This is a genomic window from Streptomyces sp. Pv4-95 (assembly GCF_045782725.1).
Classification (GTDB): domain Bacteria; phylum Actinomycetota; class Actinomycetes; order Streptomycetales; family Streptomycetaceae; genus Streptomyces.
Genome location: NZ_CP127172.1, coordinates 5,289,877 through 5,303,376 on the forward strand (window position 1 = coordinate 5,289,877; position 13,500 = coordinate 5,303,376).

Below are 13,500 nucleotides of genomic sequence, written 5' to 3' on the forward strand. Positions count from 1 at the left end.
CCTGCTCTGCGATACGGCCGGCGGACCCTCACGGGCCGCCGGCCGTACGCGTTTCGCCGACAGCTCAGCCGGTCAGGAAGCGCTCCAGGGCCTCGACCACGAGTGCGTGGTCCTCGGCCTGGGGGAGTCCCGACACCGCGACCGCCCCGACCACGCCCGTGCCGCGCAGCCGGATCGGGAAGGCGCCGCCGTGCGCGGCGTAGCGGTCCGGATCCAGCCGCGAGGACTCCTCGAAGGTGCTCCCCTTGGCGCGGAAACGGGCGCCGACGCGGAAGGAGGACTCCGCGTAGCGCTCGACGACGGCGCACTTGCGCGCGAGCCAGGCGTCGTTGTCCGCGGAGGTGCCCTCCAGAGCGAAGTGGAAGAGCTGCTGCGCGCCGCGCCGGATCTCGACCGTCACCGCGGCGCCGCGCTCGCGCGCCAGTTCCACCAGCAGTGAGCCCAGCCGCCAGGCGTCGTCGTGGCCGAACGCGTCGAAGACCAGCCGCTCCTCCTGGGCGGCCAGTGCGGCGAGTTCACCGCCCGTCCCGCCGCCGGCGCTCATGCCGCGGCCTCGATCCGGACCGTACGGCCTTCGGCCGCCGAGAGCTTGGCGGCCTCCAGGACGCGCAGCGCGGCCGCGGCCTCGGTGGCCGTCACCGGCGGCTGCCCGCCCTCGCGCAACGCCCGCTCGACGGCGGCGTAGTACGCGGGGTAGTCGCCCGGGAGGGTCGGCACCGGCTCGCCGCCACCGGTCAGCGGCGACTCGCCGGAGCCGAGCCGGCCCCAGCCGGACTCCGGCTCCACGCCCCAGTCGGCGCGGTCCTTGCCCGGCCGCAGGCCCTCGCGCAGAGCCGCTTCCTGCGGGTCGAGGCCGTACTTCACATAGCCGGCCGAGCTGCCCAGCACCCGGAAGCGCGGCCCGAGTTGCGCGGTGGTGGCGCTCATCCACAGGTGGGAGCGGACCCCGTTCGCGTGGGTGAGGGCGATAAAGGTGTCGTCGTCGGCGGCGGCGCCCGGGCGGCGGACGTCGGACTCGGCGTAGACGGAGACGACCGGGCCGAAGAGGGCCAGCGCCTGGTCGGCGAGGTGGCTGCCGAGGTCGTAGAGCAGCCCGCCGATCTCCGCCGGGTCGCCGGACTCGCGCCAGCCGCCCTTGGGCTGCGGCCGCCAGCGCTCGAAGCGCGACTCGAAGCGCTGTACCTCGCCCAGCGCGCCGTCCTCGATCAGCTTGCGCACCGTGCGGAAGTCGTTGTCCCAGCGGCGGTTCTGGAAGACGGAGAGCAGCAGGCCGCGGTCGTCGGCGAGGGCGGCGAGCTTCTCGGCCTCGGCCGCGGTGGCGGCGAGCGGCTTGTCGACGACCACCGGCAGACCGGCTTCCAGCGCGGCGGTGGCGAGCGGCACATGCGTCTTGTTGGGCGTGGCCAGCACGATCAGATCGAGGTCCGCGGCGCGGTCGAGGACGGCCTCCGGGGTGTCGGCCGTGCGCACCTGCGGGTGCTCGGCGCGGGCCTGCGCCTGCCGCTCGGGGTTCGCGGTCGAGACGGTGTCGAGGACCAGGCCGTCGGTGGCGGCGATCATCGGGGCGTGGAAGACCGAGCCCGCCAGGCCGTAGCCGAGGAGGCCGACGCGGAGCGGGGCGTGGGGGGCGCGGGTGCCGGTGGAGTCGCTCATGGCTCCCACTTAAGCAACGCTGTTGCCAAAGTGCAAGCGATGCGGACAATGGGTGGGTGACCAGCAACGATCCCGCTCACCGCGCCGCCCCTACGGCGGGGCCGAACCGTTCGGACCCGCCGTCGGGCAACCCCGGCGCCAACCTCCCCGCACTGCGCGGCCACAACGCCGCGCTGGTGCTCGGCCTGCTGCGCGCGGCCGGCGAGAGCGGGGTCAGCAGGCTGGAGCTCGCCGAGCACACCGGGCTGACCCCGCAGGCCGTCAGCAAGATCACCGCCCGGCTGCGCGCCGACGGGCTCGCCGCCGAGGCCGGCCGCCGCGCCTCGACGGGCGGCAAGCCCCGCACCGTCCTGCGACTGGTCCCCGGCGCCCGGCACGCCGTCGGGCTGCACCTGGACCGCGACGAACTCACCGCGGTGCTGGCCGACCTCGCCGGCGACGCGGTGGCCGTCCGCCGCGCGCCGCTCGCCTTCGAGGCCGGTGCCGCGGAGGTACTGGCCACCGCGGAACGCGAGGTCACAGCGCTGCGCGCGGCGGCCGGCGGGCCCCCGGTGCTGGGCGCCGGCGTGGCCTGCCCCGGGCCGCTGGACCACACCCGCGGCGTGCTGGGCCGCGTCACCGGTGCGCCCGCCTTGGAGGGCTTCCCCCTCAGGGACGCGCTCGCCGACCGGCTCGGCCTCCCCGTGGTGCTCGACAAGGACACCAACGCGGCGGCCCTCGGCCTGGCCCAGGGCACCCGCCGGGGCTCGTTCGCCTATCTGCACCTGGGCACCGGGCTCGGTGCCGGGCTGGTGCTCGACGGCGCCCTGCACCGCGGCCCGCGCACCGGCGCCGGCGAATTCGGCCACCAGGTCCTGCAGTTGGACGGGCCGCCCTGCGGCTGCGGCAGGCGCGGCTGCGTCGAGGCGCTCTGCCTGGCGGCGGTGGCACGCGGCGATCTGGCGGAGGCCGCCCGGGTGCTCGGCGTCGGCGCGGCCAACCTGGTGGAGCTGCTGGACATCGACCGGGTGCTGCTGGGCGGGCGCACCGTACTGGGCAGCCCGGAGGAGTTTCTCGGCGGTGTGGCCCGGGTGCTCGCCGCCGAGTCCGTTACGCGGGGCAGGGCCGGGCCGCCGGTGGAGGTGGCGCCGGCCCGGGGCGGCCCCCGGGTGGTGGCGGACGGGGCGGCGCAACTGGTGCTCGCACCGCTGTTCGGGGCGTTCGGCTCCGCACTCGCGGCCCGCCGCGAGACCTCCTGAGGCCGGCCCCGTACGGCGGCTAATCACGATGAGCGGAAAGTCAGCTGATAAGGGGGGAATCGGCGGCTGGTCGGGTGCACACGGGCCGGACCTTCCGGCAGGGCGAGGCGTGCGTGGCAGGGTCCTGAAGGGTCGTGCCGCCCAGCGGCCCGGGCTCGCGGGCCGTTTGCCCGCGGCCCGCCGACGCCCCTTGCCCGCCGACCGAGCAGCGGAGGACCGCGATGCATCCGTCCGGCGCACTCACGCGCACCGTAGCCACCGTTCGCCGCACAGGCACCGCTCACCCCGGGCGCTCCGGGTGCCGCCGCGGCGTCCGGGGTGCCGGACCCGCGCGCGGGGTCCTCACCGCCGGGCTCTTCGCCGCCCTGCTGGCCGGTGCGGCCGCTACGCTCGGCGCGGCGCCGGCCGCCGCCCACGCCCCGACGCCCGCCGACACGTCCGCCCGGACAGCCGCCGCCCACGCCCCGGTTCCCTCCGTCTCCTGCGGGCGGCCCGACAGCACCCGCTTCCCCATCGACTCCCGGGTGGCCGGCGGACAGCGCGCCTACCCGGCCGGCGGCGGCTGGCAGACCTGGAAGCTGGAGCTGCGCAACACCACCGACGCCGCCTGCGAGGACGTCCACCCGGTCGTCGTCCTCGTCGCGGCGCACAGGGGCCTGCGCTCCGGTCAGATCCACCTGGAGTTCCGCGACCCGGCGGGCGGCGGCTGGCGTCCGGTGCCGTTCGAGTCGACCGAGCGCGACGAACAGGTCGGCGTGTTCGGCAAGGGGGCCGACGGCGGTGCGGGCGGCAGCCCGGCGGAGCGGGCGGCGGGCCGCGGCGTGACCGTACCGGCGAAGGGCACCACGGCCCTGCCCGTCCGGATGCGCTTCGCTCCGGACACCCCGCAGGGCGACCTCACCGCCAAGGTCACCACCATGCAGCGCCGCGGCAGCGACGGCGAATGGGTCGGGCAGTCCGACGACTACCGCTTCGCCGTCCGGCCGCGCGGCACCTCGCACGCCCCGACCCCCGGCGCCCCCACAGCCCCCTCTGCCTCCTCGGCGCCGGGGATGCCTCTGCCGCCCCTGGCCCCGTCACGTCCCGCACTGTCCTTGCCGCCCCAAGCCTCGGTGTCCCCTGACGCCACTCCCGCAACGCACGAACCCACCCCGCCCTCGGAGTTGGCCACGACCGGCCATGCCCCTGTCTTCGGCTTCGGCGCGCTGGGCGCCGGCCTGCTCCTGAGCGGCGGTGTGCTGCTGGCGTGGGCCCGTCGCCTGCGGCGTTGACCCCCGCGGCGCTGCGCCTCGCCGGGCGGGGTACCCCCGGCACCGGCTGACTTAGGGTGGGGGCGTCGGCCGTACGTACGAGAAGCGGGTCACCCCGAGCGACCCGCGCCCGGTACGGGACGGACGGCGGCCCTGGTCAACACGTACGGCAGGAGTCCGGCAGTGGCAGAGCGCAAGCCGATCGAGTCATGGCTCACCGACATGGACGGCGTCCTGATGCACGAGGGCATCCCCGTCCCCGGGGCGGACGCCTTCATCAAGCGGCTGCGCGAATCGGGCCGGCCCTTTCTGGTGCTGACCAACAACTCCATCTACACCCCGCGCGATCTGCACGCCCGGCTGTCCCGGATCGGGCTGGACGTGCCGTGGGAGTCGATCTGGACCTCCGCGCTGGCCACCGCCCAGTTCCTGGACGACCAGCGCCCCGGCGGCACCGCGTATGTCATCGGCGAGGCGGGTCTGACCACCGCCCTGCACGACATCGGCTACGTCCTGACCGACCACGAGCCGGACTACGTCGTGCTCGGCGAGACCCGTACCTACAGCTTCGAGGCGCTCACCAAGGCCATCCGGCTGATCAACGCCGGTGCCCGCTTCATCGCCACCAACCCCGACGAGACCGGCCCCTCGGCCCAGGGCGCGCTGCCCGCCACCGGCTCGGTCGCCGCCCTGATCACCAAGGCGACGGGCGTCGAGCCGTACTTCGTCGGCAAGCCCAACCCGCTGATGATGCGCCACGGACTCAACGTCATCGGCGCCCACTCCGAGACCTCCGCCATGATCGGCGACCGGATGGACACCGACGTGCTGGCGGGCCTGGAGGCGGGCATGGAGACCTTCCTGGTGCTCACCGGACTGACCCGCCCCGAAGACGTCGAACGGCACCCCTTCAGGCCGTCCCGCGTCGTCGACTCCATCGCGGACATCGTCGACCTCGTCTGACGCCCCGTCCGGGCCCCGGCGGACCGCCGCGGCCCGGACCCTTCACCACAACGGCGCAGTGGCGGGCCGCACCGGATGCGGCCGGCCCCGCGCGGGCGGACCTTCGGAAGTATCGGAGGTTCACCATGCGCTCACCGCAACTCACGTTCTGTGCCGCAGTGGCGGCCTGCGCGGTGACGGCGGCGCCCGCCCATGCCGGGGAGAAGCCCGGCGCAGGGACCGGAACGGTCTCCGTCACCCCCGTCTCGGCGGTACCCGGCGGGGACGTCATCCTGCGGGTCACCGGCTGCCCGGCTGCCGAGGCCACCGCCCTGTCGGGGGCGTTCGCCGGCACCGTTCCGCTCGCCCGGGCCGCCGGCGAGCTGACGGGCCACGCCCGGATCGGCTCCGGCGCGCAGCCCGGCGCGCACCCCGTCACCGTCGCGTGTCCCGGTGCGGGCGGGCGGACGACCAAGGTCACCGGGACGATGCAGGTCAGCGCGCCCGTCGCGCCGAGCGCACCGGCACGGAGCGGTGCCCGCCCGGCCACCCGGGAGACCCCGCCGGGACAGGCCGACCCGGACGGCAAGGCCCCGCCCGCGGGAGAGCTGAGCAGCACCTCCGCGGTCGGACTGGTGCTCGCGGGGGGCGTGATCCTGGTCATCGCGGGACAGCTGCTGCGGCTGCGATTGCGGCTCCGGCGCGAACGGCAAGGCGGTACGGATGAGAGCTGAGGGCGGTACGGATGAGGACTGAGGGCGGCGCAGATGAGAGCTGACGGCAGCCGGGCGAAACCGCTCGGCACCGGCCATGGCCGACTGCTGACCGGTGTGGCCTGGGCGCTGTTGCTGCTGGGACTGTGGGTGTGGGGCCGCGACCTGACGGACGAGGTCGCGGCCCAGCTGCCCACCACCGGCGATGTCGCCGCCGTCGGCCGTCCGCCGGGCGCGCCCGCGCACGCCCACGCCCCGGTGGCCGCATCGAGAACCGTCCGGCCCACCCGCCTCACCATCGATGCCCTCGGGGTACAGGCCGGCGTCGTCCCCCGCGGCCTTGCCACGAACGGTGCGGTGACCCCGCCGCCCCGGACGGCACCGGACGTGGTGGGCTGGTACGCCGGGGGCCCACCACCGGGTGAGCAGGGTGCCGCAGTGCTCGTCGGACGGGTCGCCACCTCGTCCGACGGAGCTGTTTTCGACGGCCTGAGCAGCATCAGGCCCGGAAACGTGGTGACGGTGCAGCGCTCGGACGGCAGCACCGCCCAGTTCACCGTCGAGGACGTCAAGCTCTACGACCGGGCGCACTTCGACGCCGGCAGGGCCTACGGCGCGCACGAGCGGGGCCGGTCGGAACTCCGGCTGATCGCCACCGGCGGCACCACCGACCCGGCGACCGGCGACAGCACCGTGAACGTGGTCGTCTCCGCCCATCTGACGGGATTCGAGCCCGCGGGCCCGGTGGCCGGCTGAAACGGCCTCAGGCGCGCAAGAAGCACAGGCACACAGGACAGGCGCGCAAGAACAACAGGCGCGCAGCCGCTCAGGAGCTACGCAGCCGCCGGCGAATATTGTCGAAGTGCTTCCGCACCGCCCGTTCCGCGCGACCCGCGTCTCCGGCGCGTACGGCCGCCACGATCTCCCCGTGCTCGCGCCAGGTGGCCCGAGGGTCCGCCGTCGCGTCCGCCAGATCCGTACGCACCCGGTGAAAGGCTTCCCAGAACGCGTCCAGCACCTCACTGAGGAGCGGGTTGGCCAGCCCCCGGTACAGCGCGGCGTGGAACGCCCGGTCCGTCTCCGCCGCAACCGCCCCGGCCGCCGCCTCCTGTTCCATCCGGGACACCAGCCCGTCCAGTTCGGCGAGATCCTCCGGCGGCACCTGCCCCGCGAGCCGCGCGATCAGCCCGGCCTCCACCGCCTCGCGCAGCTCCAGCAGTTGGCGCAGGCTGTCCTCACCGCGCAGATGCCCGGCGACCGTACGGAACGCCAGGCCCTCGCTCATCGGCGCCATCGTCATCGGACCGACATAGGTACCGAACCCGTGCCGGATCTCCACGATGCCCATCGCCTGCAGCCCCTTGAGCGCCTCCCGTACGGAGTTGCGGCTCACCCCGAGCAGCTCCATCAGCTCCGGCTCGGTGGGCAGCGCGGCGCCGGACGGCAGCCGCTCATCGATGATCAGCCTCTTGATGCGGTTCTGAATGTCGCGCGCCATGCGGTGACTCTGCCCCGGGGACGACGATTTGACCAGCGATATGACGGCATTTCATCGCGCGATACGGACCGAATGAAGAAGGAACGCGGCAGGTAAAGCAGTCCCCTCGAATTGGTAAAGTGACGCCCCAAATCACGTCGCGAGGCGGCGAGTCGACGGAATGGGGGCGTCATGGCTGACGACATGTACATCGACGAGACGCAGCTCAACAAGCTGGGGAAGAGCTTTGAGACGCATGCATACGATTTGGAGCAGTATCTGAAGGAATTTTCCTCGAAGGCGGGCGAGGAGCAGATCCACGACGGCTTCGGAATTCTCACCGAATCCGAAGAAATCACCTCCGCCTACATCGAGTTGGCCGAGCACATGGCCAAGTCCCTCGGGAACCTCCACCGTCACCTCGACGGCATCGGCGGTGGCATGCGCGAGAACGCCAAGAACACCGAGTCCGCGGACGACGCCATGGCCGACATGTTCAAGGGGGATGACAGGTGAGCGAGGAGAGCGCCGCCGAGAAGGTCTACGAAGCCGGCATCGAGATCGTCAACCCCGGTGGCCGCCCGGACGTCCTGCGGGACGCGGCCCGGGGCTGGCGCACCATGGGTGATCACCTCGACACCATGTTCTCCACCCTGGACACACAGGTCCAGAACACCCTCGGAGAGCACTGGCGCGGCGAGTCCGCGGACGCCTTCAAGGCCCACTGGGACGAGCTCAAGAAGGCGGTCGACGAAACCGTCCCGGTCTTCGAGAAGGCAGCCAAGGGCCTCGACGAGGCCGCCGACTCCATCGAGACGATCAACGACGAGATCCATCAGATCTATCTGGAGATCGGCGTCTCGGTCGGGGTCGGCGTGGCCCTGTCCTTCGTGACCCTCGGCTTCGGGGCCGCGGCGGGCGCCGCCAACGCCGCCCGCCTCGCCGCCCAGGCGGCCCGCGCCGCCACTCGGCTCGGCGCCATCCTCAGCAAGGTCGCCAAGGCCTTCCGCGCCATCCAGACCTTCGCCCGAGCCGGCAAGTGGCAGCGCTTCCTCGTGGAGATGGGCACGCAGTACGCGGGGGGCTTCGCCTCCGGCGTCGGCACCAGCGTGATCAGCGGCAAGGGCCCCGAATGGCGCGACAACGCCATCAACGCGGGCTACGGCGCGCTCGGCGGGGCCGGTGCGGGAGCCCTGATCGGCGGCCGGCTCGGCGGCGGGATCGCGGAGAGCGCCGCCTCCGGCGCCCTCGGCGGGTCCGGGGCGAGCGTCGTCGGCGACCTCACCAACAACGCCATCAAGGGTGAGGACAACGACGGCACCCAGATCGCCATCGGCGCGGTCTTCGGCGGTCTCGGCGGCGCCGCGGGGGGCGCGGCCACCCACCACGCCATCGACGGGCAGAATCTCAACGGCACACGCGAGCTGGGTATCGACGTCGGCATCAACGGCTCTGCCGGCATGGGCGCGGGCGAGGCCGGCAACGACATCAAGGACGCGCAGGAAGATGCGACCAAGGGCAACGAGAAGGGTGCGGAGCGAGTGAAGGACAAGCCGGACACCAGTAAATTCGGGGCCTTCGGATGAGCGCCGGGGCGGTGCGGCTCGGCCGTTGGGTCACGGTGGCGGGCCCGTCGGCGCTCGTCGTGCTGACGGGCGGCTGGGTGTTCCTGGGTGCCGGCCCGGCCCGAACGTGCGTGGTGTGGGGAGCCCTGGCGGTGGTGGCCGCTTGCGTGGTGGCGCTGATCGGCCACGGCCTGACCGCGGGCCGGATCTTTCCGGAGCAGGCGTACGCCCGCGCGCTCGACGCGGTGCGCGACCCCGCGGGCCGCGCGGGTGCCCCGGTACCCGCGGACCTCCACAGCTCCCGCTGGACCTGGGCCAGGATCACGGCCGTCGCGGTCGCGGTACCCACCGCGCTGGTGCTGTCCGTCTGCCTGGGCGCGGCCGACCCGGACCGCAGCCCCACCGCGACCCGGATCGCCGACGCGGACCACGTGATCAAGGAACTGCCGGTGACCGCCGTCGGCAATGTGGTGCGCGCCGGAAGCAGCAGCCGTTCCGCGGCGACCGCCGACTACACCGTCAAGCTGCCGTCGGCCGCCGACGGCAAGGACGTCTCCGCGACCTTCCGCACGGAGACCAGGAGGGGCCCCCGGGAGGTGGGTGACACCTTCCCTGTCGCCTACGTGCCCGAGCAGCCCCGCCTCGGGGCCGTCGGCGCCCTCACTCCGGCCGAGGTCGAGGCGCAGCTCGCGGGCCGCACGCTGTCGCAGGGCAGTTCCCTCTTCGCCGCGGTGGGATGGGCCGTCGTCGCGCTCGCCATGCTGGGTGTCGCCTCCCCGCCGCGCGGGGCCCGGCGCGTCCAGGCTGACTGGGTCGCCCTCCGTGCCACCGTCACCGGCGCGTCCGAGCATGCCGAACCGCCCTCCGGCAGCGACGCCAAGAAGGACGCGAAGAGCACCTCGCGCTACAAGTGCCTGACCCTGAGCACCGAGGCGGGCGAGGTGCCGCTCGGCCTTGCGGCGTCGCACGAGCGAGCGACCCCGCTGCTCGTCGGCCGTGCGGGCTGGCTGGTGTGGAACCCGGCCGCGACCGGGAAGAAGGTCGCCGCGGACTTCGTCGCGGACGAGGGCTGGCAGTTGCCCGGCCGCGTCCCCGGCGCCGAGGCCGCGCGGGTGGCCGCCCAGCCGCGCGGGCCCGTCGCGATCGACGCCGGCCGGCAGGTCCGGCTTTTGGAGTTCGGCAGTCTCTGGCCCCGTACGGTTCCGGTGTCCGTGCTGCTCGGCCTGCTCGTGTCGGTGGCCGCCGCGGGCGCGCTGCTGCTCCCGGCGGACGGCGGCTGGCGGGTCTGGACGGCCGTGGCCGGCGTCGCCGCGCCCTTCTTCGTCTGGATGCTCGGTGGTCTGCTGGCCCCGGCGAAGGCGACGGAGGCCAAGGGGGCGGTGGCCGGGGAGCCGGCCGCCTGACGACAGCGGAGTCGGGGTTCCGGGGTCTCGGCCCCGGGACCCCGGGCCACCCCGCGTGGGGAGCGGCCCCCGCCGCGACCCTCCCGACAACGACTGAGGCCCCTCGCATGGCGAGGGGCCTCAGTGCTACGTGCGCCGCCAGGGACTCGAACCCCGGACCCGCTGATTAAGAGTCAGCTGCTCTAACCAACTGAGCTAGCGGCGCGCGCTGACCTGAAGAACTTTACACGAAATCCGGGCGTGCCCCGTACCCGCGAGCGGGCTCCCCACGCGCTGAAGCGGTGTGATTCAGCACACGTGCGCGGGCTCCCCGGCCCCGTCCTCCCGTTCCGCGCGGCACTCCGGCGGCCGGGCGGCCGAGTGGCCGAGTGGCCGAGTGGCCGAGCGACCACGCGTTCCGGCCGGAGTTCTCGGGGTGCGGACGATCACGTGCCCGTAATGCTCCATAACGTCACCTTTCTTCCTGATGTGAACCAGATGCCCCGTCAGCATGCGATATCTCCTGCCGGTTGAGAGGCTGAGGTGAACGCCGCGGCGAGAGCCGACGGGTTCCGGATCACAGGAGGGCCCGAGATGGCGGTGCTGGGACACCTTGCGCGCACTCACGTGCGCAGGAGCCCGCATGCCGGATACCGGGCCCGGTCCGATGGCGACGGCGCGGGCCGACCCGGCATGGCGTCCGTCACTCCTTCTTCACCTCCCGCAACCCCGACCTCCGCGGCGGCGTCTGGTAGGACGCGCGCCCTGGCCCGGGTCCACCGGGACCCGTCCCTCCCTCGGAAAGGTTGATCGTCGTGGTGTCGACAGCCAAGCGCACCCTTGAGATGCAGTTCCTCCTCGGGCCGGACGAAACGGTTCCGGTGGCCGGCCGCTTCAGCTACCGCAGTGACCGTCCGTACGAGGTCGAGGTCGCCTTCCTCAGTCGTGGCCGGACGATCGCCACCTGGCTGTTCGCCCGCGACCTGCTGCTCGCCGGCATGCGCGGCGAGGCCGGCGAGGGGGACGTACGGGTGTGGCCCTGCGGGGAGCCGGGGGGCCGGCAGCGCGCGCATATCGAACTGTCCACCGACGACAGCGTCTGCGAGCTGTCGGTGCGCGCGACGGAGCTGACCGCATGGCTGGAGCAGACGGCGGCGATCGTGCCGCCCGGACACGAGGACGACTACCTCGACATGGACACCCATCTGGCCCGGCTGCTCGCGGGGAAGTGCTGATGACGTCCCTGACCACGGTGACCGGTCCCGGCCCGGTCGTGCCGTCCGCGCGGCAGGCCACGAGTCCTGCCGCGCCCGGAGCGGGCGGGCGGGCCCGGGCGCCCGGCGGCGTACCGGAGCGCGCCGCCGCCGAGGACGGGCAGGCCCTCTCCCCGAGCGCGCCGCACGACCCGCGGGCGCACGGCTTCCTCCCCGAGCGGCCCCCTGTCCGTTCCATGATCGGTACGTGGACGCGGCTGGACGCCATGGCCCGCGCCGCGGCGCTCGCGCCCGGCCGCGAGAGCGCCGTCGACCTGGTCGAACGTGCGCACCACGCGCAGGAGTTGAGTGCCCTGCGGCAGCGGGTCTCGCGGCTCTCGCCGCGCAACGCCGAGGCCGCCGCGATGCGGGTCGCGGTGATCGCGGTGGCCTGCGGCTGGGGCGGTCTCGACCCGCTCGCGCCGACCGCACGCAAGGTCGCCGACGAGGCGTTCCTCGATCTGTGGGCGGCGATCGCGCAGCGGATCGACCATGACCAGTTCGTCGCGCTGCCCACCCTCGCGCTGCACAACTGGGCCCCCGAGCGGAAGCCCCGCCGGCACATCCCCATCGACCAGCTGGCCCGCACCGAGCCGCTCGTACCGATCGTCCGCTGGGCGCCGGAGGGGCAGCCGCTCAGCCGCCTGGACCGGCTGATGCTCGCCGCGACCCGGCTGGAGGCGCACGGCATATGGCTCTTCCGGCTCGCCGAGACCCTGGCGGGCCGCTCGCCCGACGACTCCTCCACGCCCACCGCACTGCGCCGCCTGGTCCGCATCCAGCACGCCCTGCGCGCCCAGCTGCGTGCCGAGACAGCCGAGTTGGCGGACGCTCCGGCGGCCACCGTGCCGCAGAGCGCGGTGCTCGCGGCGCTCGCAGAACAGGGTGCCCTGGAGCCGCCGGTCCTTCAGGCCGCGGACGCGGTGCTGGGCATCGGCGGGCGACGCGTGGGTGAGGGCGGGCGCCAACACCAGCGCCGCCACCTGCCGGCGCAGCACCGCGCCTGGCTCAGTGCGATGGACCGCCACTGTGCGCCGGTGCGCACCCTGGCGCACCGGGGCGGCCCGGATGCCGCGGTCTACCGCGAGGCACAGGAGTCGCTGATCGCGCTCCGGCGCACGTACACCGCGCTGGTGCACACGGCCGCCCGCCCGGAATCCGGCTCCCTCACGGTGGCGGCCTGACCTCTGCCGGTGGGGCCGTGGGCAGCGGCCGGGCCGTGTGGGCGGCGGGGGAGAGTCGCTGGGAGAGCCCGGAGATCCGGTTGTTATTGGTCTGGACATGTCCAACACCGCTCACTAGTCTGCGTTTTGGTCTAGACCGCACTTCCAGCTCACGGAACTCCCCCCACGTTCTTCAGGAGCGAAGCATGCGCAAAAAGCTCAGTGCCGCCGTGATAGGTCTCGGCATCGTCGGCGTCTCCTTCCTGTCGACCGGCAGCGCCTCCAGCCACGGCTACAGCGACGCGCCCCCGAGCCGGCAGGCGCTCTGCGCCAACGGCACCGTCAAGGACTGCGGTGCGATCCAGTACGAACCGCAGAGCGTCGAGGCGCCCAAGGGCTTCCCCGCCGCCGGCCCCGCCGACGGCAAGATCTGCTCCGGCGGACACGACAACTTCGCGGAGCTGGACGACCCGCGGGGCGGCAACTGGCCCGCCACCAAGCTCTCCGCAGGGCAGGGCTACACCTTCACCTGGCGGCTGACCGCACGTCATTCGACCGCCGACTTCCAGTACTTCATCACCAAGGACGGCTACGACCCGAGCAAGCCGCTCACCCGTGCCGACCTCGAACCCGAGCCGTTCATGACGGTCCCGATGGGCGGCGCGCAGCCGGGCCAGACGGTCCAGCACCAGGGGACCGTGCCCACCCAGAAGTCCGGCCACCACCTGATCCTCGGCGTCTGGAACGTCGCGGACACGGGCAACGCCTTCTACGCCTGCTCGGACGTCGACGTCTCCTGACCTCCGGTCCGCCCCACGACGGCGGCGCGGTACCGCTGGGCCTCCCTGCCTTCCCCCGGGGAGG

14 protein-coding genes and 1 tRNA gene are annotated in these 13,500 nt (G+C 73.7%); 11 read left to right on the forward strand and 4 right to left on the reverse strand.

Annotation, left to right across the window (positions count from 1 at the left end):
• Positions 1 to 64: 64 nt before the first annotated feature.
• On the reverse strand, positions 65 to 544 hold the full coding sequence (locus QOM21_RS23170; RefSeq protein WP_407552847.1) for a heme-degrading domain-containing protein: 480 nt from the start codon (positions 542 to 544) through the stop codon (positions 65 to 67).
• The gene (locus QOM21_RS23175; protein ID WP_407552849.1) at positions 541 to 1,653 is read right to left on the reverse strand and encodes a Gfo/Idh/MocA family oxidoreductase; all 1,113 of its coding nucleotides are present in this window, start codon (positions 1,651 to 1,653) and stop codon (positions 541 to 543) included. Before QOM21_RS23175 ends, QOM21_RS23170 begins: the two co-directional genes overlap by 4 nt.
• 56 nt (positions 1,654 to 1,709) lie before the next feature.
• Here QOM21_RS23175 and QOM21_RS23180 point away from each other — a divergent pair, with 56 nt between their 5' ends.
• The 5 genes from QOM21_RS23180 (at position 1,710) to QOM21_RS23200 (ending at position 6,552) form a co-directional block, all read left to right on the forward strand.
• Positions 1,710 to 2,891 carry an ROK family protein gene (locus QOM21_RS23180; RefSeq protein ID WP_407552851.1) on the forward strand — a complete coding sequence of 394 codons (1,182 nt, stop codon included), beginning with the start codon at positions 1,710 to 1,712 and terminating at the stop codon, positions 2,889 to 2,891.
• Between the two features lie 221 nt (positions 2,892 to 3,112).
• Positions 3,113 to 4,162 (forward strand): hypothetical protein, encoded by a 1,050-nt coding sequence (locus QOM21_RS23185; protein ID WP_407552852.1) that lies wholly within the window; start codon positions 3,113 to 3,115, stop codon positions 4,160 to 4,162.
• A 162-nt stretch (positions 4,163 to 4,324) separates the two neighbouring features.
• Entirely contained in the window at positions 4,325 to 5,104 is a 780-nt protein-coding gene (locus QOM21_RS23190) for an HAD-IIA family hydrolase (protein ID WP_393895378.1), read from the forward strand.
• 125 nt (positions 5,105 to 5,229) lie between these two features.
• On the forward strand, positions 5,230 to 5,817 hold the full coding sequence (locus QOM21_RS23195; protein ID WP_407552853.1) for a hypothetical protein: 588 nt from the start codon (positions 5,230 to 5,232) through the stop codon (positions 5,815 to 5,817).
• A 33-nt stretch (positions 5,818 to 5,850) separates the two neighbouring features.
• The gene (locus QOM21_RS23200) at positions 5,851 to 6,552 is read left to right on the forward strand and encodes a sortase domain-bontaining protein (RefSeq protein WP_407552855.1); all 702 of its coding nucleotides are present in this window, start codon (positions 5,851 to 5,853) and stop codon (positions 6,550 to 6,552) included.
• Between the two features lie 70 nt (positions 6,553 to 6,622).
• On the opposite strand, the gene QOM21_RS23205 is transcribed toward QOM21_RS23200, so the two are convergent.
• On the reverse strand, positions 6,623 to 7,294 hold the full coding sequence (locus tag QOM21_RS23205) for a FadR/GntR family transcriptional regulator (protein WP_407552857.1): 672 nt from the start codon (positions 7,292 to 7,294) through the stop codon (positions 6,623 to 6,625).
• Between the two features lie 171 nt (positions 7,295 to 7,465).
• On the opposite strand from QOM21_RS23205, the gene QOM21_RS23210 reads away from it, so the two are divergent.
• The 3 genes from QOM21_RS23210 to QOM21_RS23220 are packed head-to-tail and all read left to right on the forward strand — an operon-like array spanning position 7,466 to position 10,241.
• A complete protein-coding gene (locus tag QOM21_RS23210) occupies positions 7,466 to 7,789 on the forward strand; it encodes a hypothetical protein (RefSeq protein WP_407552859.1) in 324 nt (107 codons plus the stop codon).
• Positions 7,786 to 8,859, forward strand: a complete 1,074-nt coding sequence (locus QOM21_RS23215; protein WP_407552860.1) for a WXG100 family type VII secretion target — start codon at positions 7,786 to 7,788, stop codon at positions 8,857 to 8,859. Before QOM21_RS23210 ends, QOM21_RS23215 begins: the two co-directional genes overlap by 4 nt.
• Positions 8,856 to 10,241, forward strand: coding sequence for a hypothetical protein (locus QOM21_RS23220; protein ID WP_407552862.1), 1,386 nt, complete (start codon positions 8,856 to 8,858; stop codon positions 10,239 to 10,241). The genes QOM21_RS23215 and QOM21_RS23220 overlap by 4 nt, the downstream gene beginning before the upstream one ends.
• A 131-nt stretch (positions 10,242 to 10,372) precedes the next feature.
• Here QOM21_RS23220 and QOM21_RS23225 read toward each other — a convergent pair.
• A tRNA-Lys gene (locus tag QOM21_RS23225) sits at positions 10,373 to 10,446 on the reverse strand.
• A gap of 589 nt (positions 10,447 to 11,035) precedes the next feature.
• Here QOM21_RS23225 and QOM21_RS23230 point away from each other — a divergent pair.
• From QOM21_RS23230 to QOM21_RS23240, 3 genes are all read left to right on the forward strand, one after another.
• Complete coding sequence (locus tag QOM21_RS23230; RefSeq protein ID WP_407552864.1) at positions 11,036 to 11,455, forward strand: SsgA family sporulation/cell division regulator; 420 nt, start codon at positions 11,036 to 11,038, stop codon at positions 11,453 to 11,455.
• The gene (locus QOM21_RS23235; protein ID WP_407552866.1) at positions 11,455 to 12,657 is read left to right on the forward strand and encodes a hypothetical protein; all 1,203 of its coding nucleotides are present in this window, start codon (positions 11,455 to 11,457) and stop codon (positions 12,655 to 12,657) included. Before QOM21_RS23230 ends, QOM21_RS23235 begins: the two co-directional genes overlap by 1 nt.
• A 185-nt stretch (positions 12,658 to 12,842) precedes the next feature.
• Positions 12,843 to 13,436: a lytic polysaccharide monooxygenase gene (locus QOM21_RS23240; protein WP_407552868.1), complete on the forward strand. Its 594-nt coding sequence runs from the start codon at positions 12,843 to 12,845 to the stop codon at positions 13,434 to 13,436.
• Positions 13,437 to 13,500 lie beyond the last annotated feature (64 nt).